Genomic DNA, 25028 nt, shown 5'->3' with positions numbered 1-25028 from the left:
CTTCATGAATATCTAATGCATAACATTATTTTTAATTTATTAGTGTTTCACATACTTAAATTAATATATAAAAATTACTCAAATCGAGGTGATGTCAATGTTTGAATTAAATAGGCTGTACAATATGGATTGCATGGAAGGTATGAAGCAAATACCAGATAAATATTTTGATTTAGCTATAGTAGATCCTCCATATTTTAAAGGACCGAATAAAAGACAGTATTATGGCAGGCGTGTAAATAAATTAAAGATTAAGAGAAAAGATTATAGTGAAATTAAAAGATGGGATGTACCAAACGAACAGTACTTTAAAGAGCTATTAAGAGTATCAAAAAATCAAATTATATGGGGTATAAATTACTATGATTTCTATTTAGGTCCTGGAAGAATAATATGGGATAAAGTAAATGGAAAGAGTTCATATAGTGATTGTGAGATAGCTTACTGCAGTACCCATGATTCTACTAAACTATTTAGATATATGTGGAATGGTATGAATCAAGGTAAATCAATAAGTGAAGGTCACATAATGCTAGGCGATAAAAGTAAAAATGAGAAAAGAATTCATCCAACCCAAAAGCCTATTAATCTTTATAAATGGTTGCTAATGAACTATGCAAAACAAGGAGATAAAATTTTAGATACTCATGTTGGTAGTGCATCAAGTTTGGTTGCGTGTCATGAAATGGAATTTGATTTCCTAGGATTTGAACTAGATAAAAATATGTATGAGCTGGCCAGTAATAGATTAGAAGAAGTGATGAATCAAATAAGTATGTTTAATATTATATAGATTTGAAATAAATATTTGATAATAATAACTATCGATTATATTTTCATTGAAATAGGAAAGTGGATACAGCAGAGTTATTTTTAATTTATCTTTAACTCTGTGTGCACAGTCATCAAATAATTAGTTTAATGCTGTACGGGGCTTTGAAATAGAAACAATTAACTATTTTGCTATTAAAGCGAAACTATTTATCAACATAATAATTAATAGTAAAAGCGCTACTAAAGCAAGAAGATTTTTTTGTTTCATGTTCCCCACCACCTTCCTGTGAAAAACAATATTAAATTTTCTGTTTATAAATTCTACATATAGTTAGAATATATAAATCAAATTGTATCAAAGATTAAAGAAAAAATATAGTGGAAATAAAAGGACACTAATATTCATAATTAAAAAATAAAATATAGATAATTAAATTGGAGTAATTCTAGATAAAAAGTGTGCGTACACCTCCAGACGTGGAGGGAAAGATGAAAATATTATTGGTTAATGTAGATTCAAAATTTAACCTAGCAATAAGGCGAATGTATAATTATTTCAAGGAGGATCATGAAGTAGTTATGAAAGATTTGAAACTAGATGGTTATCCAGATAGAAAGAAAGTAATAGTTGATGCAGCTGGATTTGATAAAGTTTATTCCAGTAATATCTTTGAAATTAATCAATATAGATTTGAAATAGTAGGTTGTAGCAATATTGAATATGGTGGCATAGGTTCAATTAATCCATCATTAAAATTGCCTATAGAGATAGAGCAAACAGAGCCATTTTACTATCCAGAAGAAGATATAAGTTATGGTTTTCTTACTAGAGGATGTATAAGAAATTGTTTCTTTTGCAAAGTTCCAAAATACGAAGGAAAATTAAAGGTTTATAACTCACTAGAGAGCATAATCAAACATCATAAGGTTAAGTTTCTTGATAACAATATACTAGCTTATGACAAGCATATGGAAGTATTTCAGTATCTTATAAATCGTAATATCAGATGTGAATTTAACCAGGGATTAGACTTTAGATTGATTAACGAAGATAATGCAAAATTACTATCGGAATTAAATTATATGGGTGAATATATATTTGCTTTTGATGATCCTAAATATCAACCACTATTGGAAAAGCAATTAAAAATCATAAAGAAATATATTCCTAAGGATTGGAAAGTTAAATTTTATATATATCAAAACAAAGATATGGATATAGGATTATTAATAAATCGTGTGGAATGGTGCAGAAAAAATAAGTGTCTGCCTTATGTTATGAGGGATATTAATTGCTGGGATAGTGAAGAAAGAAACTTTTATATAGATTATGCAGCATATTGTAATCAGCCAAGTTTTTTTAAAAGCATTGATTTTGAAACATTTTTAAATAAAAGACATAAGAATCAGGAGCGGATCAGAGAGAGTTTAAAAATTTATAACTCTAATAGCATTTTTGAATGTGCTATCTAATTCGCAATACTACTATTTGATGCAGAAAGAAGGAGATTAGATGGATATTATTCAAGAAAAAATAAAAAGTCTTGCTGAACAATTAATTGATTTTTTGAAGAGGTTTATCAAAGAAGTAATAGAGCCAGTATATAGAATGTTTGAAAAGATATTTAATTCAATATATTGGAACAAATATAAGAGGTATTTAAAATACAAGAAAAGAGTTGTTAACAGAAAAAGGCTTTATGCTAAACGTAAATCAAAATATGGCAAATCCTAATACTAATTACGGATGCAGAAGATATTATGTGATAAGTAAACAGAATTTCAATACATTGCCTATTGGAATCTAGGAATATTGCTAGTAGGTTATGTGATTCAAAAACAGAAGTTGCAAAAGAACCAAAAAGCAAAAGGCTTGCCAGTAGTCATAACAAAAAAATAACAAACTCATACCAAAAATGAAAATATTTTTGTTACAGACTCAAAGCAAGTCGTACCAACGTCTAAGGACTAATGTTAGAAAATGGATATAACAAAATTGATTTCGGTTTTGTTACAGACCTCAGACGGCATGCCTACTGGCTTTACCTTATATATATATATAAATATAACAAAAAATATAAATATATATATATATGATGAGAAATATATATACGTGTCTTATATATATAAGATGGGGGTATTTTATAAAAATTTTTGTTATTTTGGTATGAGTTACTATAAAGCTAGTAATATCAACAGTTTCAGACGTAACAAGAATTTAAAATAGTTGTTATTTTCTTGTTATTTTTTGTTACAAACTTGTTATTTTTATAAAAATGAGGTGATTAACATTAAAATTGATATGTTAGAAGTCAAAAAAGATAGACTTAAAGAAATAGATAAACAGATTAAAAAAGCATTTAAATGTAAATGTGCTATTAATTTAAAACCATTATATGATGAAAAGAAACAATTAAAAGCTGAAATCCAAAAGATGGAGGATAAAAGAAATGGAAAAAAATAATTTTAAGAAAACAGAATATCACTTATACAGTTATAAAGATATAGATAAATTAAATCAATTAGCAGATATAAAGATTAAGCAGCTACTAAATGATGTATCAGTCAAAGCTATAAGTTATGAAGAGAAGAGTAGTCCAACTAATGCATTTAATTCAAGTGTAGAAAATGAAGTTATTAAACGTGATGAACATATTAAGGATAAGATAGAGCAGCTTAAAAAGGATAAAGAAAATAGGACCATTGAAAAAGAATTAATAAATACTACATTAGATCTATTAGAAGATGATGAAAGAAAACTTGTTGAGTTAAGATATTTTAGTAAACCAACAAGAAGTTGGACGAGTATCGCACAAGATCTTAATCAATCAGTAGATAATTGTATTAAGGTTAGACGTAAAGTAATAGAGAAAATATCTACATATATATTATAATTTATTATTACTTTATTATATTTTTATTATTACATTATTATCATAACATTACTATTTTCAATGGTTTTAAGGTTATATAATAGTATCATAGAAATAAAACAAAAGGGCACTTACTTAATTAAATAGTAGGTGTCTATTTTAATGCACTTAATTAGCTTATACAAAGGTTTTATTTTTAAATGAAGAAGTTATCGAATAAACATATAAAGCTTGTCTGTGAATTTAATAGATAGGTAGAAATTCATAATAAGTGTTACATTTAATATAAACATATGTGACAATGTGATAATCATAATTAAGGAGGTGTTTGAGCATTATGCTGACAGAACAACAAAGAGAATGTATAGATCAATTATGCATTGGAACAAAGACAGATCAAGAGATTGCAAAAGATATAGGTTGTCGTAGAGAAACAGTAAGTAGATGGAAGAATCAAAATAAAGAATTCAAGGCTGAGCTTAACAAACGCTCACATGATTTTGAAAATGGGTTAATAGATGAAGCACAAACCCTTCTTAAACGTAAATTAGGTATAGCAATAGACAATATACTTAATATAGCTAATGACTCTACAGTAAAAGAAGAGACACGCTTAAAAGCTAACCAATATCTAGTTGATAGAGTCTTAGGTAATACAACAACTAAGATAGAGCAATTCAATACAGACTCTACTGGCAAGAATACTAATGTTAATATTGAAGATATGCTTAATGAGATCAAAGAAGATAATGTTATTGCATTGCCTAAGGATAAAGTTAAGTAGTATCAAATCATTGTTTCAATAGAGTATACTACAGTGAAACAATTAAATAATAAGTAATTATATTTCAATAGAGTGTTAAAAACAATTTTGAAATATTTCAAAATAAACATTGACTTCATTGAAACACTTGCATATAATAAGAGTATAGAAGATGATTGAGAGTCTAGAAAGAGGGGGTACCTTCTAATTCTGAAAAGCCTTTTCGACTGGCGACGGACTCCATAAAATTTTCTAGTATTTTTTAGAAGGAAGTGTTCTTATGAGAATATATGGTTATTCAAGAGTTAGTACAAAGGATCAAAATTTAGATAGACAATTAGTTGAACTTAAGAAGTTTGTAGAAGATAGATTTATATTCCAGGATAAGTTAAGTGGAAAAGATTTTGATAGACCTCAATATCAGTTAATGAGAAAAGTTGCTCAAAAGGGCGATATTATATATGTCAAGTCTTTAGATAGACTTGGAAGAAATAAGAGCCAGGTAAAAGAAGAACTTGAATACTACAAAAATGAAGGTGTCAGAGTAAAAGTTTTAGATATTCCCACTACTATGATGGATATTCCAGAAGGCCAAGAATGGTTAATGGATATGATTAATAATTTACTTATTGAGGTTCTAGCAACTATGGCAGAACAGGAAAGAGTTAATATTAAGCAACGTCAAGCTGAAGGTATTGCAATAGCAAAAGAAAAAGGTGCATATAAAGGCCGTAAGAAAATTGAGGTCGATGATACTTTTAAAGATGCATATGATAAATGGAAAGCCGGAGAGATAACTGCTGTAAAAGCTATGGAGATTACTGGACTTAAAAGAAATACATTTTACAGAAGAGTTTCAGAGTATGAAGAAAACAAATAATATAAAATTAAGCATTTGGCGAAATCTAGGTGCTTTTTTTTATGCCTAAATTTTAAATTCATATAAAGAAAGGTGGTGCTATAGCACTGTGATATATTTTGATAATAAGCAATTTGATACTGAAATTAAATATGATGTGTATTTATTAAAAAAATATTTAACTGAACATTATGATGAAGATACGGCTATAGCTCTACTTAAAAATAATAGTTCCGATATTGATAAATTAGCTGAAGCTTTAGGTGAAATTGATGTAGAATTCTTTTGTTTATATTTTATGAGTGATACATTTGTTCCCAAAGGAGTTAATGATGATGGAAGTTATCCAGAAGACCATACACCTAATGTTGCTAGAACATTATCCAGAGGTCACTATGAATTGTGGGATATTGCAAATGAAATATTTATAGAAGATAAAAGAGATAAAGCAGCAATTATTGAGCCTAGAGGGTATGCAAAAACAACTATTTTTGATATGGCTGTTAGCGTATATCTGCATTGTTATAAAAAGTCTTTGTTCACTCTATTGGGTGCTAAAACTGATACAGATGCAACTCAGTTCTTGGATTCTATTAAGAAAGTATTCAATGAAAATAAGAAAATAATTAAAAACTTCGGCAAGCTTATTGATATTAAGGCAACTAAAGTTAATGGTGAAAGGTACACAGTTAACGCTAATGAGGTTGAGTTCACTAATGGAACCTATATTAGAACCGTTGGTAGTGGAACATCTGTCAGAGGTGCTAACTGGGGAGGAATTAGACCAACTGTATTTATTGGTGATGACTTCCAAGATGAAAAGAACATTTTAACAGATGCAGCAAGAGAAAAGCAGTACTCTAAATGGACTAAAGAAGTTGAAGAAGTTGGAGATAAAGCTGTATATAGAAATGGTAAGAAGATAAAAGCAGCCACTAAGATTATTGCTATAGGTACAGTATTGCATATTGATTGTCTTATGAGTAAACTAGCTAGAAATAATGATTATTATACAGTTTTAAGGCGTGCAATTATACTTGAACCAGGACAAACTGTTGAAGATATTTTTGAATATGGAGAAACAATTGAAGGCGAATATAAACCTGGTTTATGGCTACAATGCCATGATATTTATTTTGATGAAAAGCTAAATGAAGATGAGCGAAAAGAAAAAGCAAGGCAATTCTATGAGGACCATAAGGAAGAAATGCAATTTGAAACCTGGTGGCCCGAAAAATGGGATTGCTTTAATGATTTAGCGATAAAATATTGGGAGAATAGAGCTGCTTTCATGAGTGAGTTGATGAATGATGCAAGTTCTATAGGTGAAAAGTGGTTTAAATCTGTTGCCACTAGAGCCAAAGAAGAAATTGAAAACCATACATTCACTAAAACAATGCTAAGCATAGATCCTGCCAGTACAACTAATAAAAAATCTGACTTTACAGCAATGGCAGTTGGTTCAAAAGCAACAAATGATTTTACATATATAAGGGATTTACTTATGAAAAAGCTGGGGTATGAGCAATATTGTAAAAAGGCTGTTGAAATACTTGAAAGAAATTTAGATGTTACCCATATAAACATTGAACGAAATACTTTTCAGGGGGCTGATGTTGTTAGAATTAAGGAACTAATAACTGAAAGCCCTATTTTAAAAGGTAAAAAGTATGAGTGGATTAATGAAATGCAGAAAAAAAATAAGGATGAAAAGATAAGTACTGTTGTAGATCCTATGAATAATGGCCAAATAATAATTTGCTCTGATTGTGAAGATAGCAAAGAAGCAGTTAAACAAATATTAGAATTCCAAGGTCAATTGTATACACCTCATGATGATATGATTGACTGTATTTCAGAATTAGAGAATAAAATAAAAACTATAAAAGTTACAACTACAGTTAAAATACTGGATAGAAAAAACTTTGGATTATAGGAGGTGAGTAGATTGAATTTTAGTGATTTGATAAGAAAATTGGTTACGAAACAGGTATTATTAGACTTAAATATTCCGGATCACTTAACATTAGTTAAAAAAATTTATGGTACATATTATGCTTATAAGCATATTTACAATAAAATGTACAGTTACTATAAAGGTGACACTGATGCTATGAAAAAATATAAATTCGTTACTGAAAGATCTAATCTTAAGATAAATACAAATTATATTAAGAAGTTTATTAAAGAAGAAGTTTCATATACGGTTGGTAATTCAATAACATATGAATCTAGAAATGATGATGCTAATATAATAAATGATATTGAGTATTATACAGCACATTGGGATGAATTGCATGATACAGATTTAATGAAATATCTTTTAATTTTTACTAAAGTCTATGAAATATATTATTTAGATAGTAATGCTGATTTTTGCAGCAAAATTATAAAACCCACTGAAGGATATGCATATGTTGATAATGCTTCAGGTAAGGTTTTATTTTTTATTCATGCATTTAAAAATGATTTTGATACTATAAACACTTATGTTGATATTTATACAGATGAATTTATTTATCATTATGATGGACATTTTAAGGAAATAGCGAATCCAACTGAAAATATATTTGGAGAAGTTCCAATAAGTGTTGGTAAATTAACATTAGAGGAATACCATGATAGCTTATATAAAGATATTAAGGGATTGCAAGATGCTTTTGAAACAAATTTGTCTGATATAGGCAATGAAATAAGTGATTTTAGAAATGCTTATTTAGTATTTATGGGATGTCAAGTTGATGAAGAAAAAATTCCAGATATGAAAAGACTAGGCATATTAAATGCAGATGGTGAAAAAAGCAAAATTGAATGGTTGATTAAAAATATCAATGATACATTTATTCAAAATACTTTAGATAGGTATGTAGATACAATGTATCAAATAAGTTGCCATATTAACCACAATGAAGGTATGGTAAGTAATCTAAGTGGTATTGCTTTAAGATCTAGATTAATTGCGTTAGAAAATAAATGTGAACTTGAAGAAAAAGCTCATAAAAATATAATTAAAAATAGGATGAAATTTTTATGCAAATATTTAGATTTAAAGAAAAATAAAAATTATGATTATAAAGATATTAAAGCTCTTTATACACCTAATATTCCAATAGATGATTTATCTACTGCTCAAATGTTGGCACAAATTCCCGAAGGTGTTATTTCAAAAGACACTGCTAGAGGTTTATTCAGTTTCATAAATAATAAAGTAACCGAAGCTGAAAAAGTTAAGAAAGAACAGCAAGAAGAATTACCAGAAACTAATTTAGACAAGGTGGCTGATTAAAATGAGTGATAAATATAGTGATTGTGATGAAATATGTAAAGATTATTATTATGATAATGATGAAAAAGAATGCATTTTTAAAAGACTATGTGTTGCAGCTGAGTTACCAATAGTGGTGAAAAATAATGAGTAAGAAACTTACTAAGAATCAACAATTATTTATTGATAAAACTTTGGAATTTACTGAAAAGTTATATAGTGAAGATGATAATAAAATTAATGAAGTTTATAAAAATCAAAAGAAGAATAGAGATGATATTTTAACTGAAATAGCTAAAATATTACTAAGTTGTAAGATAGTAGATTCTCTATTATCTTTAACTTTAGTAGAAAGAAAAATCTTAAATTTAAAGTTGGGAAATATAATAGATGATGCTATTAAAAGTGAACTTAAAAATGAATCTAATATAATGAAGGATATTTTAAGTGATACTTGTTTAGAAAAGTATAGCACTAATAATTATATCTATTCATTGGGTACTAATTTTAAATTAACTCAAGTTCCAGATAAAGTTTTAGATAAGATTATAAACGGAAAAATTGATAGTGACTTGTGGTCTGATAGATTGTGGAGTAATAAGAATGAAATAGCTAAGAATTTAAAAGTTCAAGTCAAAAAATTTCTACAAGGTGATATTAATGTTAATGATATTGAGAAGGTTATAAAAACTAAATATAATACTAATGCTACTAATACAAACAGGCTAGTTAAAACTGAAATTACAAGGGTTCAATCAGCAAGTAATGATTATTGGGCAAAAGAACATAATATCAATCAACAGTTATTTATGGCTACTTTGGATAGTAAAACTAGTGATAAGTGTAGAGGATATGATGGACAAGTATTCGACATAGATGATTCAAGTAAACCAGTTCCACCTTTACATCCTTATTGTAGAAGTTGTCTTGTAAATTTACCCAATAAAGATTGGAACCCAAAGCAAAGATATGATAATCAAAATAAACAGAATATAAATTGGACTACTTATAATGAGTGGAAAGATAATCAAGAGTCTTAGAAATAAGGCTTTTTATTATGCCTTTAAGCAATAGGCATTAAACAGGTTTAAACTCGTCTTGTGGGTGTTTCATGTACAAGGAGTGTAATTATATTAAATAAACTAAAATTTGTGTCCTAGGGTAATTTATATAGTCTAGGGGATAGGAGAAATATATGTTAAAAAAAGATTTATTAAAAAAAATTGAAGCTGCTAAAGATGATGAGGATATCAATTCTTTACTTACTGGAACTGATATTGAAGAAACTTTCAAAACAAGTGGGTTAACCTTGGATGCATTTAAGGAAAAGATTAAATCTGATAAGGATTTTAAAGCATATGTCGAAAGTGAGCAGGATAAGTATCATAATAAGGCCCTTAAAACTTGGAAAGAAAATAATCTAGAAAAGGAACTTGAACCATTTATAAAAGAAAAATATCCAGATTTAGTTACGGATCCAACTCAAAAGAAGTTACTAGAATTAGAAAAGCAATTAGAAACTGAGAAAGCTGCAAATGCTAGAAAGGATTTATTAACTGAAGCTGTTAAGTATGCATCTGAAAAGAAAATACCTACAGGATTTGTGGAAAGATTCTTAGGTGATGACTTAGATTCTACTAAAACTAATTTAGATGGATTTGCTGATGCATGGTCAAAGGGGTTAGAAGATGGGATAAATGACAGAATGAAAGCAAAATCATATGTTCCAGGAGGAAGTAATCCAGATGGTTCTAAAATATCAATTGGTGCTTCAATAGCGCAACAAAATAATAAATCAACTACTGCTGCAAGTGATCCTTGGGCAAGCAAATAAGGAGGAATGAATAAATGAATTTTACAAGAACAACTTATGACAATGATATGGAAATATTGTATAGCAATGCAAATTTAGTTACTTTTAGTGGAACTGTTTTAGCAGCTAATGTAACTGAAGCTGATGAACATGGAAAGAAATATGTTGCATCAGGAAGTTTAATTGATAAGGATGGTAATGTTGTAAAACAAACTGGTGCAACAGGATCAGAAACATTATCTTCAACACCAGCAAGTATTTTGTATAAAACAGTAGATGTCACTAATGGTGATGAAGCATGTTCTTTAATTGTAGAAGGTTATTTAAGAGCAGATAGAGTTTTAGATGGTTTTTCAGATAAAGTAGTAGCTGCAATTAAAACTGCATTACCAAATATTAAATTTATATAATGAGGAGGAATAAGTAATGCCAAGAATAGAAGAAGTTTTTAATACAGAGGAATTAATAAATTATTTTAAGGAAAGACAAGTTACTCCAATGCTTGGAGAAAGTTTATTTCCAGAAAGAAAAATTCAAGATATTGAATTTGATATGATCTTAGGATCTGGAGGACTTCCAGTAAGTGCAGAAGTGCATGCTTATGACACTAAAACTCAATTAGCATCTAGAGAAGCTATTGAGAAGGGGGTTGCAAGTTTAGCGCTTATTAAAAGACAAATTAAGATCGCTGAAAAAGAAATAATTAAAATTCAAAACCCAAGAACTGATGCTGAATTAGCTTTTGTTTTATCTCAAATTTATAATGATGCTGAAAAAATGGCAGACTCAGTAAAAGTTAGAGTTGAAGCTATGAGAATGGAATTACTTTCTAGTGGTAAAATTGCTATTAATGAAAATAACATTAAGGTAACAATGGATTATAAAGTTCCATCTGATAATCAAAAGCCATTCACTTGGAAGACACCAACCACAGATACACCTTTAGATGATTTAGCAACTTTAGCTGATGCTGTTGAAACTACTTCAGGATACAGACCAACAAGAGCTCTAACTTCAAGGAAAATTGTAAAGACTATTTGTTCATGTGATTCTGTAAGAAAAGCTATATATGGAGTCAATTCAGATAAGATTGTAACTTTAGCAGCATTAAATGAATTATTAGCACAATTGGAATTACCAGCCTTTGTAGTTTATGAAGGTAAGTATAAGAAGGAAGGAGCTAAAGGATTTACAACTAATAGGTACTTCCCAGAAAACAAAATCGCAATGTTTGGAGATGACACTTTAGGTGAAACAATCTATGGTTTAACTGCTGAAGAAGTTAAACTTATCGGAGATGGGAAAATGGAAGAAGCTTCAATGTTAGATAATAAAATCTTTGTTGGAACTTATACAAGTATAGATCCAGTAGGTGAATTCACTAAGGCAGTTGCAACATCATTACCTACTTTACCACATGGTGAAGAACTAGGTATAGGAACTATAACATTGTCTTAATTTAAGAGAGATTAATTTCTCTCTTTTATTTTGAAGGAGGGGATTTGATTGGTCACATTTACTGATGAAGACTATGACCAAATGGCAATTCAAGCAATAAAAGAATATAAAAATAAAGATTTTACAGATGATGAGATAAGGAATAAATATCCTTTAGCAATTAAATTGATAATTGAAAATATAAAACAATCTTTAACTATAGATAGAAACATTAAAAGTGAAACTCAAGGACCACGTAGCAGAACCTATAAAGATGATGTTGTATTAATAGATGGCACTGTAAGAGTACTCTTAGGTGCTCCATATATAAGGATGTATTAGGTATGGGATGGTTTTATAATAAGGAAATTTTTATCTATAAATATAGTGAAACAGATGATGAAGATGGAGTTGCTAGGGAAGGTTATACAAAAGTAATAACAACAAATCCTATTTTAGTAGATGTACAACCTTATAGCTCTGAAAAAGCTAAGAAAGATTATGGATATGATATTGAGACTACTAAAAGAATATTTTGCGATATTATTCCCGAAATTATTGAAAGTGCAGTAATCAAATATCGAGAACAATTCTATTCAATTCAAAAAATTGTTGAGTGGGATGATTATCTAGATGTAATGCTTTTTGAAACTGAGGTGGATATCAATGAATGATGTTAGTGGATTTGATGAATTAGAAAATGCTATAAGACAAATTGCTGAAGAACTTAATGAAGGAGCTACACAACTATTGGAAGAAACTGCAACTGAATGTGTTGGAGAAATACAAAGTCGTACTCCTGTAAAAACTGGTAATTTAAGAAGATCGTGGACATATGATGAAGTTAAAACTAATGGAACTGAAAAATCTGTTCAATTGGGAAGTGCAGTTGAATATGCCGAACCAGTTGAAGAAGGATATAGACGTGGAAATACATTTGTTGAGGGTAAACATATGATGAAAGATTCGATTTCAATAGCTCAAAGAGAATTTCAAAAAAAAGTAGATAACATGGTTAGTAGAACATTTGGGAGGTAGATATTAATGAAATTAAGTGATATTCAAAAATCTATAACTAAATTATTAAAATCTAACTTTCCAGATTACAAAATAGTAGTTGATAATAATAATAAAAAAGATATAGAGAAACCTACTTTCTTTGTACAAGTAAGACCTGTAAAATCTTATAACTACAAGGTTTACAAAGAAAGACTTGTAAATGTAACTATTACATATGTAAATGCAACTATTAAACATGAAGAGAATTTAGATATTAGTGATTCACTAGAAGGAATATTTAATTTAACTTTAGATGTATTGGACAGGCACTTACTTATAAGTAATCTTACATTTAATGAAACAAATGACTTATTAAATTGTAGCTTTGGTTTAGATTTTAATGATGATAGTAGAACTTATATTGTTATTGAAGATGAAGACAAAGATTTAATGGGAGAATTAATTTTTAAAATATAGAAAGGTGTGTGATATGAGTGGGTATGCCAGAAGTTATAATTTCATTTACTGAAAAAGCAAGTACAGCAAAAGCAAGAAGTGCTAGGGGTGTAGCGTGTATAGTTCTAAAAGATGCAACAGTAAGTGGGATTTATAAATATAAAAGATATAAAAATGTAACACAAAGTTATTCTGATGATAACAAAGCAATAATAAAAGATTGTTTTGATTTAGGGGTTAATACATTGGTGGTTTGTGCTATTGCAACAGCAGGAACTACATCTGATGCTTTAACTTCTTTAGCTAAAGTGAGTATTAATTATTTAGCATTTGGATATGATGTAACAGCAGATGAAGAAGCAATTAAAACTTTTATAGAAAATAGAAGAGAAAATAATATGAAATTAAGTGTAGTAACAGCTAACTTTGCAGCAGACTATGAAGGGGTAATTAATTTTACTGCCGAAGAAATTAAAGTAAATGGCATTGCTATGACAACACAAAGATTTACTATTAGAGTTGCTGTTATTTTAGCAGGTATTCCACAGACTCAAAGTGCTACATATTATGTGTTAAGTGATGTTACAGGAGTTAAAGATAAGGTTGATGAAAATACTTGTGTTGATAATGGGGAATTATTTATTACATTTGATGGTGAAAAATATAAATTGAGTCGTGGCGTAAATAGTCTTAAAACAATAACACTTGGTAAAAAAGAGTGTATGAAGAAAATTAAAATTACTGAAGGTATGGATTTAGTAAGTGGAGATATTTATACAACATTTAGAGATAATTATACTGGGAAAGTAATTAATGATTATGCTGATAAAATGTTATTCGTTGCAGAAGCAAATGAGTATCTTAGAAACTTAGGAAAAGAAGGTGTTTTAAATAAAGATGCTGATAACTATGTTGAATTAGACGTTGAAGCAACTAGAGATTACCTTGAAAGTGAATTAAAAGTAGATACTACTGATATGGAAGATGAAGAAGTATTAAAGCAAGACACAGGTGCTAAATTATTTTTAACAGGACAAATTACACTACAAGATACAATGGAAGATTTAGAACTTTCAATGTTCTTTTAATAGTTAGTTTATTTTATTTGAACTAGCTATTTTTATGCAAAATTTTATAGAAAGAGAGAGTGATTAGATGTCAAAAAAAATTAAAAATGTGTGTAATGGTCAATTCGGGCATTTATATCTAAATGGTGTTGAAGTTTTTATGGTTCAGTCCTTTAATGCAGAATTAAAGCTAGACTTAGAAGAATTACCATGCAACGGTGGCTGGGAAACAGGTTTTAAATTAAAGAAAGTATCATTAGAGGGAAAATTCAAAGTTTCTTATGTGGATAGCATGGGGTTACGTGATTGTGTAAACATGATGAAAAAAGGTATTACACCAACTTTCAAAATTACTTCATCTTTACAAGATCCCGAACAATATAAAGGGCAAATTGAACAAATTTATATTGGCGAAGCATTTTTGGAAAACCTAATTGTTGCAGATTGGGAAATCGGTAAAATGGTAGAAAAAGAATTTAGCTATAAAGCAAATCCAATGAGTTTAAATGTATTAAAAGAAATATTAGATAGTGAAGGGGTTAAGGTAGCTTAATATCTTAATATAAGGAGGATTATAAATGAATAAAGAACAACAAAAAAGATTAACTTTAGCTGATGTTGTGGCTAAAAAACAGGCACGAGAAAAAGATGCTAAGAAAACACAGGAATTAAATATAGGTTCTTATGACATGTATATTTTAGTTAAAAAGCTAGATGATGAATTATTCTCATATTTGAATGAAAAATACAAAGATGATGAAATGGGAATGATAAATCGTATTGTTTATGAATGTGTAGTTGATCCTAAGTTAAAAGATGAAAAAACTCAAGAAACTTTAGGTATTACATGTGAACCATCACAAATTATAAATGAAACTGTAAAAGCAGTATTCCCTTCAGTTAAGGAACGTGGTGGAATTGCTACAGAAATATTAAACCTTAGTGACTTAGCAAAAGGTGGAGTATCGGTGGTACAACACATAAAAAACTAATTTTGACCGACAATGACATGGCTTTATATTGCGTATGTTTTGCTAAAGGTCATACATTTGAAGAAATGTCTAGTTGGTCACAATATGAAAAAAATATAGCAAGGGCATTTGTTGAAATTGAAGCAGAAAGACTAAATAAGCCTCCGTCTAATGAGGAAGAATAGTCTTTCTTTTAGATTGGGGGTGAAATATGAGTAATTATAATATGGAAGCTATTATAAGGGTTAGAGATATGTTTACTAATCCTTTGAATAGCTTTAGGGATAAAATACGTCAAGCTAGATCTGATGCTGAAAATGCTAGTAGTGGAGTCAGAAGTTTTAGTAATTCTGCTAATGAAACTGGTGGTATAAGTGGATTGACAAGCAAACTTGCAGGTTTAGCCGCAGGATATTTAAGTATAAAAGGGGCAGTAGGTATTGTTAAATCAGCAATAAGCGAAGCTAGTGATTATGAGAATTTAAGAAATACTTTAAATGTAGTAATGAAGGATTCAACATTAGCAGGGCAAAAGTTTCATGATGCAGTTGTGTTCGCAAACTCGACACCCTTTGATACCAAAGAAACAGTTGAAGCTTTTGTTAAATTAAAGTCTTATGGACTTGATGCAAGTAATGAGATGATGACACAAATTGGTGATATGGCAGGGGTAATGGGAAAGCCATTGAATCAAGCAGTTGAAGCTATTGCAGATGCTCAGACTGGAGAGCTTGAAAGACTTAAAGAATTTGGTATAACTAAAAATATGATTGTTGATCAAGCTAATAAAACTATGCAAGGTAAACAGATTGTAAATAATAAAGGACAAATTACTGACCAAACAGCATTTAATACAGCTTTATTATCTTTAATGGAAAGCAAATTTAAAGGTGGTATGGAATTACAATCTAAAACTTTGTCTGGTACTTTATCTACTTTAAAAGGTAACTTTTCAACTACACTTGCTACAATTGCAGGTGTTACTGATGATGGAACTGTAAAAGCTGGTGGTGCTTTAGATAGATTAAAAGGTGTAGTTCAAACCGTAGCTGATAAAATACAAGCTTGGGGAGATGATGGTGGAGCAGAACGTGCATGTGATGCCATTGGTAATGCTTTTGATACACTTGGAAAAGCTATTACATTTGTTAAAGATAATTTTAGTACAATAATGCCAGTAGTTGTAGGAGTGGCAAGTGCATTTGTTGCATTTAATGGTATTACTAAAGTTATAACAATATTTAACGGATTATCTAAAGTTGTAGGAGTAATTAAAACAGTTATTTTTGCATTTCAAGCTTTTGTAGGTGGGGCAGGAACACTTGGAGAATGTCTTGCACTTATAAGTAATCCAATTGGACTGGCTGTTGGTGCTATAGCATTATTAACAGGTGCTTTTGTTTTGGCTTGGAATAAATCTGAAGCATTTAGAACTGTAGTAACAAATGCTTTTAATAGTGTTAAAGCTAAAGTAGCTGAAGTTATAGCAGGTATAAAAGCTAAAATTGATGAGTTTAAAGCAAAACTTGATGAGAATAAAGAAGCAGTATCTTTAATAATGTTTGTTTTAAATGCTATTTTCCAAACAGGGGTAGCTACTTTGGGAGCGATTTTTGAGACTTTAGCAACTACAATAGGAAATGTTGTACAAGATATAGGTACTATTTTGGGTGGTATAGTTGATGTTTTAGGTGGAGTAATGGATATTATACAAGGCATTGTGACAGGTAATTGGTCTAAAGTATGGGATGGTATAAAAGAAGTAGTAAGTGGAGCAATTGATATTATTAAAGGATTGTGGAAGGGGCTTGTTGATTTATTAAATACACCGATTAAAGCTGTTGTTAATATAACAAAAAAAGTATTTGGTGGAAAAGATGACAGTGGAGAACAAACTGAAACTGTTGGAGAAAACTATACTGGAACATCTAACTACCGAGGTGGATGGACTAAAACAGGAGAACGTGGCTATGAATTAATGAATCTTCCATCTGGAACACAAATTATAAATCATCAAGGCTCTGAAGCTTTATTGGATAAAATTGCAAATAGTTCTAGTAATAATACTAGAGATATCCATGTTCACATGGAAGGTTCTGTATTTTCTAAAGAAGTTGATATGGATAACTTTATAGATAAATTCGTTTCTGCTATAAAAAGAGAGCAACTAAAGATGGCATAAGCTTATAGATTAATACCTATAGGCTTTTTATTTATTAATTTTTGGAGGATGTGATTAATATTAAAATACATTATATCAAAAATGATATAGAAACAATACAATTACCAATTTCTCCTTCATCCTACAAAATAAAAAGTAGTAAAAATAGTGCAAGTATTAATTTGCTTGGGTTCGGTGAAATAAGTGATGGTGGTACACCAACATTAAAATCATGGACTATATCATCTATATTCCCCTCAAAAAAATATAATATTTGTACTTGTACCCCAAAATCAAACCCCTTTGATTATTGTGACTTGATTGAAAAACTTAAAGACAATAATATTGTTTGTACTTATGTGATAACTAAAACAAATGTGAATATTCAGTGTACTGTAGATGATATTGAATATAGTGAAGAAGATGGAAGCGGAGATGTTTATTTTACTATTACTTTTAAAGAACACAAAGAAATAAAACTTACTACCAATTCAAGTACTGAAACTTATTATACAGGAGTTGACCAAATGGCAACACCTAGTGGATATCATAACTTAGCAACACCTTATACGGTATCTAATTTAGCACAACCTAGTGGATATAGTAACTTAGCACAAGCTTATACAACTTCTTACACTGTTAAAGATGGTGACACTTTGGTTAATATTGCTAAAAAGGTATATGGAGATTCTAGTAAATACACAAACTTAATTTCAAAAAATAATTTGGAAAATGTTAATGATATTTCTGTAGGACAGGTTCTAAAAATATGATAAAAGTATTTTGTATTTATTATGGAAACACAGTAGAAATAACAAATCTATGTGAAAGTATAAAGATAAGTGGATCATTGACAAATGTGTGTAGAGAATTGGATATAACAATGGGTTATGGTGTGTTTAATACTAATATTTCAAGAACAGATTTAAGTGCTGGAACTTTAGTTTGGGTTACTTTAGATGATGAAGAAATATTTAGGGGAAAGTTGATAGAAGATACTTTAAAAACAGATGATACATTGACATTTACTGCTTTTGATTTTGCATGGTATTTGAAACAAGATGAAGTTACATTTAATTTCAATGGTACAACAGCCGAAGATGCAACTCAATCTATATTAGATAAAGTAGGGGTTAGTAGTGATTATATATATCCTACAGGTATAGCTATAAATCATTTAATAGCAAAGCAATCACCTTACGATGCAATAATGGAAATGTATACGCAAGTTAAAAAGCAAACAGGAGAAAAGTTTTATTTATGGATGAGTGGCGATAAAGTTATGGTTACTCAATTTGGAGGTAAAATTGCAAATACTATAATTAAACCTTGTACTCAAGGATTAAGTTATGCAGATGGAAATTTAATAAGTTTTGAGTATACAGAGACTATGGCAAATATGGTTAATAGAGTTGAAGTATATGATAACAATAATAATAAAATTGATACTGTTAACTCAGATTCTAGTGTTCAAAATAGATATGGAATTATACAAAAGAATTATGTTCAGGAAGACGGAAAAGATTATAAAACAGTCGCTAATCAAATGTTACATAATTTAGATATAACAATTAAATGTAAGGTTCTAGGTAATTATGATGATTATTTTACAGGTAAAGGTGTAACAGTTCAAATTCCTTGGATTAATAAAGTTTCCAATACGGTTTTATATATTACTGAAGATTGCCACACTTGGGATATTGGCACAGGTACTTATACAAGTGAATTAACATTAAATTTAGAAAAAGTAATGGATGAAAAAGAATATCAAGAAAGTTCTAATAATAGTTCAAGTAATAGTAGATCAGATGTAAATGCTATTGTTGAATACGCTAAAACATTTATAGGAACACCTTATGTATGGGGCGGAACTACACCTGATGGCTTTGATTGTTCTGGATTTGTACAATATGTATTTAATCACTTTGGATACAATCTACCACGTACAACTTATGAACAAATTGATTGTGGTTCTAGTGTAAGTCAAGATGAATTACAACCAGGAGATTTAGTATTCCCAGGTACAGGTCATGTTCAAATTTATGTTGGAAATGGACAAGTTATACATTCGCCACATACAGGAGAAAGTGTTTGCATAATTGATATGTATGGATTCTATGCAGGCAGAAGAATTGTAACAGACAGTAGTGATAGTTCAAGTTCTAGTGGAGATGTAGATTTAAGCAACGCTACTCAGATGCAAATGAATTTAAGTTTTTATACAGGAGCAGCAAGTGAAGGTGGAAATGAGTCTGCTAGTGGTAAGACATTGCAATATGGTATGTGTGCAAGTAATGTTTATTCATTCGGGACTCAATTTTATATAACTGGTATTGACGGTTTAGATGATGGAGTCTTTACGGTTGAAGATCATGGAGGAACAGATTTTGATTCTGCTAATAGGTTAGATATTTATGTAGGTGTTGGGGGAGATTCTGTAACTAAGGCTAACAATTTAGGGAGACAAACAGTAACAGCTTACAAATTGAATTAAAAGGGGAATTGTATATGAAACAAAATAGTAAATCTGAATTTATAAAAATTGTTAGAGATGAAGGTAGTAAATATAATCCTCCTATGATTCAAAAAGGAACAGTTAAATCTGTAAATCCAATGCAAATAGTAGTTGGAGAATTACCTTTATTTGAAAATAATTTAGATATGGACAAAAGATTATTAGGATATACAGAAACAGTAATAATTAAAGATGATACAGGAACAAAAAGTGCAACTATTGTACATGAACCAGTATTAGATATTAATGATGTTGTATTTCTTTATCCTATAGAAAATGGACAAAAATATATTGTGTTTGGGGTGGTGTAGATGAGTATTTTACCATCAGACAGTTCTAGTAGTGCGATAGATTCAACTATAACTACTACAGATTTACCAATATATCGTGATTATGCTTGGGACTTTGATAATGATGATTATATTATACAGGATGCAGAACTTGTAATAATCGAAGAAGATGAAGCTCTTAAAGTTTGGATATATAAAGCTTTAAAAACTCCTCGGTTTAGATATTTAGCTTATTCGCTTTATTATGGCAATGAATTTGAAACATTAATTAGTCAAAATTACGATAGTGATATTGTAAATATAGAATTAAAAGCACTTATAGAACAGTGTTTATTAGTAAATCCATATATTAAATCTATTGATACTGTAAATATTGAATTTGATGATGCAAAATTAACAGGAACTATATATTTAACAACTATATATGGTTCTATTGAACAGGAGGTAAATGTAGATGTCTGATACTGATACTTATTTTGAAAGTAGCGAAACGATTTTAAATAGAATGAAATCGGGTATAACTAATGTAAGTACAATAGAAGGTAGTGATATACATAATTCACAAGCACCAGTAAGTGTTGAATTAGCAAATACTAAATTACAGCTTGATGAAATTTTCAAGAAAGTATTTGCTAAAAGTGCATTAGAAAATGGTTATTCTGAATGGTTAGAAAAAAGATGTGAAGAATTTGGAATTTATAGAAAAAGTGGAGATAAGGCAACAGGTTATATAACATTTATTGGACAGGCAGGTGCAACTATTTTAGCTAATACAATAGTCCAAACACAAACTGGATTAAGGTATTTTACTATGGATAATGCAGTTATAGCGAATGGTACAACTTCTATAAAAGTTAAAGTAGCTGCTGAATATATAGGTAGCGCTTATAACAAAATAGCTAACACTATTACATATTTACCTATTCGGCTAATTAATATTACTAGTATCACCAATGAGGAAGCCTTTGAAAATGGTTATGATGTAGAGAGCAATGAAGATTTATGTAATAGATATATCGTTAAAATTCAGACTCCTGCAACAAGTGGAAATGAAAATCATTACAAAAACTGGGCATTAGAAGTTGTAGGTGTTGGAGATGTTAAAATATTTTCTGAAACTAATTTAGCTGGAGAGCATCAGAATGGATGTGTAAAAGTAGTAATTGTAAATTCAAATAAACTAGGTGCTGATTCAACATTAGTTAGTAATGTATTAACTCATATAGAAGAAAATAGACCAATAGGTTGTACTCCATATGTTGTGAGTGCAACTGAAAAAGCTATTAATGTAAATGCAGCTATTGTGTTATCAGATGGCTATTTAATAGATAACGTAAAAACAAATATTGAAAACCAACTAGTGGATTATTTCAAAAGTGTAGCTTTTAAGAAAACTTATGTTTCTTATAATAAGATTGGTGCATTAATTTATGAAACAGAAGGTGTCGAAGATTATAGTAATTTAACAGTTAATAATGGAACAATTAATATACCATTAGGAGATATAGAAATTCCTGTAATTGGGAGTGTGGTGGCAGCATGATTAGTAATTATGTACCACCTTTTTTATTAAAATCATCAATATTAAAAAAATTATATGAGAATCAACAAAATGAAATTGATGATATTAACTTAGATATTGAAGATTTATTAAATCAATGTTATGTGCAAACCGCTACATGGGGTCTTAAATATTGGGAAGAAGAACTAGGAATAGTTACAAACACCCAAAAGACCTATGAGGAAAGAAGAAATAAAATACTTTCTAAATTAAGAGGGCAAGGAACTGCAACAGTACAGGCTATTAAATCAATTGCTGAAACTTATGCAGATACAGCAGATGTAATAGAAAATAACCCAAATTATTCTTTCTTAATAGATTTGGTATCCAATAAGGGATTTCCTTATGCAATAACAGATTTAGAAGAAACAATACATGAGATTAAACCTGCACATTTACAGGCAAATTATAAAATGACTTCAAAAACTAATGATGTTTTTAATGTTAGAGCCTTTATGTTATGTGGCGAAGAAATAAGGGTTTTTCCTTATCAAATAACTCAAATTAAAAGCACAGGAAAAATAAATGTAGCAATTGGACAAACAAGTGGAGCTGAAACAATAACAATACTACCGAAAGGGGGAATTTAAAAAATGGCAGAACAATTTTATACTATACTTACCAATAGTGGTAAAGCAAAAATAGCAAATAGTGTAACTCTAGGAACTAAAGTAAATTTAACTACATTAAAAGTGGGGGATAGTAATGGAACATACTATAATCCAAGCGAAAGTCAAACAGATTTAGTACATAGTGTTTACTCTTGTAATGTAACTAGCGTTGCAGTAGACGAAACTAATTCTAACTGGATTAATGTAATATGTGCAATTCCAAGTGACGTAGGAGATTTTTATATAAGAGAAGCAGGGGTGTTCGATGATACTGGTGCATTAATAGCTATAGGTAAATATCCTGAGACTTACAAACCTACTGCAACAGATGGAAGTACAAAAGAACTTTATATCAAAATGACTTTAGAAGTTACAAATACAAATTCAGTTGAACTTAAAATAGATCCGACAGTTATACTTGCAACTAAGAATGACATCAATATTTTAGCTAATTCTATTGCTTCAATTAGTACACAATTGTCTAATAAAGCGAAACAAACTAATCGTGATTTACTTACATGTGGTTATAGAGGATTAACTATTAGAAACTATACTAAAGGATTATTTTATACGGATTATTATAAGAAAAAAGCGATAGAAGTTGCAAAAGAAGTTGGAAGTGATACTATTGCTATAGTTTTTAATGCTTATCAAAGTAATATTAGCTCAAATGATATAGAGTATTTAAAAGAAGATAATTCAAGTAGGTGGTGGACAACTTATCAAGAAGTTTACGATTATTGCAAATATATAAAGCTTTTAGGTTATAAAATAATGTTAAAACCTCATGTTGAAGTATCTGATGCAAGTGTTCCTAGAGATAAAATAAAGCCAGAAGATGTGGCAACGTGGTTTTCCAACTATACTAATTTCTTATTGCCTTATGTAAAAATGGCAGAAGAATTAAATATAGAAGTTTTTTGTATAGGTTGTGAATATAAAGGACTTACAACATATGCTGATGGACAAAATAATGATAATTATTGGATTAATTTAATAAAAACTGTTCGAGAAAATTATTCGGGATTATTAACGTATGCATCTTATTTTACTGTGAATTATTATGAGGAAGCGGAATGGATTACTTGGTGGGATAAATTAGACTTTATTGGAGTAGATTTTTATAGACTAAGTACAGATGAAAAAACTTATGATGAATATATACAATTTTTACATGATGATGAAACACATTCAAATACTGTATCAACTCTAAACTCTCTGCAATCAAAATTTAATAAACCTATTTTTTTTACTGAATATGGTTGTACAGTCGCTACAGATGCTAAAAAAGCAGATTGGTATAGAGCTGTTTTAAATACATTTAATAAATATAATTATTTTAAAGGGTGTTTTATCTGGGAATTTAATATTGAGAACATGATAACAACAACTATAAATGACAATACTCCATTAGCCAAAGAAGCTATAAAAAGTTTATACAAAAATATCGGAAAAAATGGAGTTATAAATGATGGTTATTATATAATATCGAAAAATGATCAAACTGAATATTGGTATGAATTCGCTGATATAAATTTAACTAAGGATTATTCTAAAATTATTGCAAAATTTTATTTTGAAGACAATGTACCATCATTATTTTCAAGTAAAAAAGGATATGTTTCAGCAGAAATATCTTATACAAACTCACTAGCTGTTAATGCAATTATAGATAGCAATAGTACATTAGATAAAAATAACTTTGGTTTTTCAATAGAAGGAAATTTAGTAAGACTGTTTGTTAGAGTTCAACAAGATTATTCTTATATATTTAAATTAGTTGATTGTAATAAAAAAGATTTAGTTAAATTAAAATATTTCAATGCTACTAATCAAAAAACAAATAATACAAAAATTCCAACAACTTATTTTAGCAAGACGGATCTGTCAAAAGGTTATAATTTTGAAACTTTAACATACTCAGGAAGTATGACAAACGGATTATTAGAAGTAAACTTAGCATTGCCATATGAATTTTCATTTTTGGCATACACAGGAGTAAATGTATCAATTGTTAATTCTGGAAACACATCCGATGTTAGTGCAAATGTTACAGCAGTTGATAATAATAATATTAAAATAAATGCAAAACATACAACAGGTACAGGTGATTGGTTTTGCAGCTTTAAAATTTTAGTGTATGGTGTAAGAAAGTAGGCGAAACAAATGTTATATGCAATATTAAATGAGAACAACTTTGCTACAAGTATAATTGAATATGAAACTAAATTAATTAATAAGCCATCTAACTATATAGAAATTGAAGATAACTCCGTTTTACATCATAAATATTTAGATGGAAAGTGGAATTCTGACACTGAAACAACTATTCAAAGTATATCTAAACCATCTTTAGAAGAAAGAGTTTCAAGTATTGAAAGTGTGTTAAAAACATTTATGGGGGTGTAGTATATGTATGATTTTATAAAAATTCAATGGATAATGCGAAAATATAGTGAAACTAATATTGCTAATTGTGTAACTAAAAAATATATAACACAAGCACAAGCAGATGTTATTTTAGCAATGCCACAAGCTTCTGTATAATAAGAATAATATGGATATTTATGAACTTAATGGTGATATTTTCAAACTAATATGGTAATATAATAA

The 25028-nt window shown here is 29.2% G+C and carries 32 protein-coding genes; all 32 read left to right on the top strand.

All coding sequences use genetic code 11. The features are described from left to right. Nucleotides 1-97 precede the first annotated feature (97 nt). Complete coding sequence (locus CLSA_RS14445) at nucleotides 98-793, top strand: DNA-methyltransferase (protein WP_022747115.1); 696 nt, start codon at nucleotides 98-100, stop codon at nucleotides 791-793. A 470-nt stretch (nucleotides 794-1263) separates the two neighbouring features. Then, nucleotides 1264-2247, top strand: coding sequence for a radical SAM protein (locus CLSA_RS14440; protein WP_022747114.1), 984 nt, complete (start codon nucleotides 1264-1266; stop codon nucleotides 2245-2247). 40 nt (nucleotides 2248-2287) lie between these two features. Next, nucleotides 2288-2509 (top strand): hypothetical protein, encoded by a 222-nt coding sequence (locus CLSA_RS14435; RefSeq protein WP_022747113.1) that lies wholly within the window; start codon nucleotides 2288-2290, stop codon nucleotides 2507-2509. Between the two features lie 546 nt (nucleotides 2510-3055). Further along, the gene (locus CLSA_RS14430) at nucleotides 3056-3238 is read left to right on the top strand and encodes a hypothetical protein (RefSeq protein ID WP_155762482.1); all 183 of its coding nucleotides are present in this window, start codon (nucleotides 3056-3058) and stop codon (nucleotides 3236-3238) included. Then, nucleotides 3225-3668, top strand: a complete 444-nt coding sequence (locus CLSA_RS14425) for a hypothetical protein (protein ID WP_022747111.1) — start codon at nucleotides 3225-3227, stop codon at nucleotides 3666-3668. The genes CLSA_RS14430 and CLSA_RS14425 overlap by 14 nt, the downstream gene beginning before the upstream one ends. Before the next feature lie 316 nt (nucleotides 3669-3984). Continuing rightward, nucleotides 3985-4431 (top strand): hypothetical protein, encoded by a 447-nt coding sequence (locus CLSA_RS14420; protein WP_022747110.1) that lies wholly within the window; start codon nucleotides 3985-3987, stop codon nucleotides 4429-4431. 259 nt (nucleotides 4432-4690) lie between these two features. Then, nucleotides 4691-5290, top strand: coding sequence for a recombinase family protein (locus CLSA_RS14415; RefSeq protein ID WP_022747109.1), 600 nt, complete (start codon nucleotides 4691-4693; stop codon nucleotides 5288-5290). Nucleotides 5291-5378: 88 nt separating this feature from the next. Beyond that, nucleotides 5379-7205, top strand: a complete 1827-nt coding sequence (locus tag CLSA_RS14410) for a hypothetical protein (RefSeq protein ID WP_022747108.1) — start codon at nucleotides 5379-5381, stop codon at nucleotides 7203-7205. A 12-nt stretch (nucleotides 7206-7217) separates the two neighbouring features. Continuing rightward, complete coding sequence (locus tag CLSA_RS14405) at nucleotides 7218-8555, top strand: phage portal protein (protein WP_022747107.1); 1338 nt, start codon at nucleotides 7218-7220, stop codon at nucleotides 8553-8555. 1 nt (nucleotide 8556) lies between these two features. After that, nucleotides 8557-8688: a hypothetical protein gene (locus CLSA_RS24370; protein WP_022747106.1), complete on the top strand. Its 132-nt coding sequence runs from the start codon at nucleotides 8557-8559 to the stop codon at nucleotides 8686-8688. Next, on the top strand, nucleotides 8681-9574 hold the full coding sequence (locus CLSA_RS14400; protein WP_022747105.1) for a minor capsid protein: 894 nt from the start codon (nucleotides 8681-8683) through the stop codon (nucleotides 9572-9574). Before CLSA_RS24370 ends, CLSA_RS14400 begins: the two co-directional genes overlap by 8 nt. Before the next feature lie 155 nt (nucleotides 9575-9729). After that, nucleotides 9730-10368, top strand: coding sequence for a DUF4355 domain-containing protein (locus CLSA_RS14395; RefSeq protein ID WP_022747104.1), 639 nt, complete (start codon nucleotides 9730-9732; stop codon nucleotides 10366-10368). Between the two features lie 14 nt (nucleotides 10369-10382). Beyond that, a complete protein-coding gene (locus CLSA_RS14390) occupies nucleotides 10383-10757 on the top strand; it encodes a hypothetical protein (RefSeq protein WP_022747103.1) in 375 nt (124 codons plus the stop codon). A 16-nt stretch (nucleotides 10758-10773) separates the two neighbouring features. Beyond that, nucleotides 10774-11805 (top strand): major capsid protein, encoded by a 1032-nt coding sequence (locus CLSA_RS14385; RefSeq protein WP_022747102.1) that lies wholly within the window; start codon nucleotides 10774-10776, stop codon nucleotides 11803-11805. Nucleotides 11806-11853: 48 nt separating this feature from the next. Next, nucleotides 11854-12126, top strand: coding sequence for a hypothetical protein (locus CLSA_RS14380; RefSeq protein ID WP_022747101.1), 273 nt, complete (start codon nucleotides 11854-11856; stop codon nucleotides 12124-12126). A 2-nt stretch (nucleotides 12127-12128) separates the two neighbouring features. Next, nucleotides 12129-12458: a hypothetical protein gene (locus CLSA_RS14375; RefSeq protein ID WP_022747100.1), complete on the top strand. Its 330-nt coding sequence runs from the start codon at nucleotides 12129-12131 to the stop codon at nucleotides 12456-12458. Next, entirely contained in the window at nucleotides 12451-12822 is a 372-nt protein-coding gene (locus CLSA_RS14370) for an HK97 gp10 family phage protein (protein ID WP_022747099.1), read from the top strand. The genes CLSA_RS14375 and CLSA_RS14370 overlap by 8 nt, the downstream gene beginning before the upstream one ends. A gap of 6 nt (nucleotides 12823-12828) precedes the next feature. Beyond that, a complete protein-coding gene (locus CLSA_RS14365; RefSeq protein ID WP_022747098.1) occupies nucleotides 12829-13260 on the top strand; it encodes a phage tail terminator family protein in 432 nt (143 codons plus the stop codon). 23 nt (nucleotides 13261-13283) lie between these two features. Then, nucleotides 13284-14327, top strand: a complete 1044-nt coding sequence (locus tag CLSA_RS14360) for a phage tail sheath subtilisin-like domain-containing protein (protein ID WP_155762481.1) — start codon at nucleotides 13284-13286, stop codon at nucleotides 14325-14327. Between the two features lie 67 nt (nucleotides 14328-14394). Next, on the top strand, nucleotides 14395-14859 hold the full coding sequence (locus CLSA_RS14355; protein ID WP_022747096.1) for a phage tail tube protein: 465 nt from the start codon (nucleotides 14395-14397) through the stop codon (nucleotides 14857-14859). 25 nt (nucleotides 14860-14884) lie between these two features. Then, nucleotides 14885-15298 carry a hypothetical protein gene (locus CLSA_RS14350; RefSeq protein ID WP_022747095.1) on the top strand — a complete coding sequence of 138 codons (414 nt, stop codon included), beginning with the start codon at nucleotides 14885-14887 and terminating at the stop codon, nucleotides 15296-15298. Between the two features lie 17 nt (nucleotides 15299-15315). Beyond that, entirely contained in the window at nucleotides 15316-15462 is a 147-nt protein-coding gene (locus CLSA_RS23165) for a hypothetical protein (RefSeq protein WP_022747094.1), read from the top strand. A gap of 26 nt (nucleotides 15463-15488) precedes the next feature. Continuing rightward, complete coding sequence (locus CLSA_RS22180) at nucleotides 15489-17459, top strand: hypothetical protein (RefSeq protein WP_022747093.1); 1971 nt, start codon at nucleotides 15489-15491, stop codon at nucleotides 17457-17459. Between the two features lie 50 nt (nucleotides 17460-17509). Further along, nucleotides 17510-18211: a LysM peptidoglycan-binding domain-containing protein gene (locus tag CLSA_RS22175; RefSeq protein WP_022747092.1), complete on the top strand. Its 702-nt coding sequence runs from the start codon at nucleotides 17510-17512 to the stop codon at nucleotides 18209-18211. Then, nucleotides 18208-19932: an XkdQ/YqbQ family protein gene (locus CLSA_RS24065; RefSeq protein ID WP_022747091.1), complete on the top strand. Its 1725-nt coding sequence runs from the start codon at nucleotides 18208-18210 to the stop codon at nucleotides 19930-19932. The genes CLSA_RS22175 and CLSA_RS24065 overlap by 4 nt, the downstream gene beginning before the upstream one ends. Nucleotides 19933-19946: 14 nt before the next feature. Beyond that, entirely contained in the window at nucleotides 19947-20264 is a 318-nt protein-coding gene (locus tag CLSA_RS14325; protein ID WP_022747090.1) for a DUF2577 domain-containing protein, read from the top strand. After that, nucleotides 20265-20705: a DUF2634 domain-containing protein gene (locus CLSA_RS14320; protein ID WP_022747089.1), complete on the top strand. Its 441-nt coding sequence runs from the start codon at nucleotides 20265-20267 to the stop codon at nucleotides 20703-20705. It abuts the gene before it with no gap. Beyond that, nucleotides 20698-21786, top strand: coding sequence for a baseplate J/gp47 family protein (locus tag CLSA_RS14315; RefSeq protein ID WP_022747088.1), 1089 nt, complete (start codon nucleotides 20698-20700; stop codon nucleotides 21784-21786). Before CLSA_RS14320 ends, CLSA_RS14315 begins: the two co-directional genes overlap by 8 nt. Next, a complete protein-coding gene (locus CLSA_RS14310; RefSeq protein WP_022747087.1) occupies nucleotides 21783-22394 on the top strand; it encodes a YmfQ family protein in 612 nt (203 codons plus the stop codon). The genes CLSA_RS14315 and CLSA_RS14310 overlap by 4 nt, the downstream gene beginning before the upstream one ends. Before the next feature lie 3 nt (nucleotides 22395-22397). Then, on the top strand, nucleotides 22398-24572 hold the full coding sequence (locus CLSA_RS24060; RefSeq protein WP_022747086.1) for a phage tail-collar fiber domain-containing protein: 2175 nt from the start codon (nucleotides 22398-22400) through the stop codon (nucleotides 24570-24572). 9 nt (nucleotides 24573-24581) lie between these two features. Further along, nucleotides 24582-24824, top strand: a complete 243-nt coding sequence (locus CLSA_RS14300) for a hypothetical protein (protein WP_022747085.1) — start codon at nucleotides 24582-24584, stop codon at nucleotides 24822-24824. 3 nt (nucleotides 24825-24827) lie between these two features. Next, complete coding sequence (locus tag CLSA_RS24365) at nucleotides 24828-24962, top strand: hypothetical protein (protein WP_022747084.1); 135 nt, start codon at nucleotides 24828-24830, stop codon at nucleotides 24960-24962. Nucleotides 24963-25028: the final 66 nt, after the last annotated feature.

The sequence above is a fragment of the Clostridium saccharobutylicum DSM 13864 genome (assembly GCF_000473995.1).
Classification (GTDB): Bacteria; Bacillota; Clostridia; order Clostridiales; family Clostridiaceae; genus Clostridium; species Clostridium saccharobutylicum.
The sequence above is the reverse complement of the archived record's forward strand: the minus strand, read 5'-3'. Positions and strand labels throughout refer to the sequence as shown.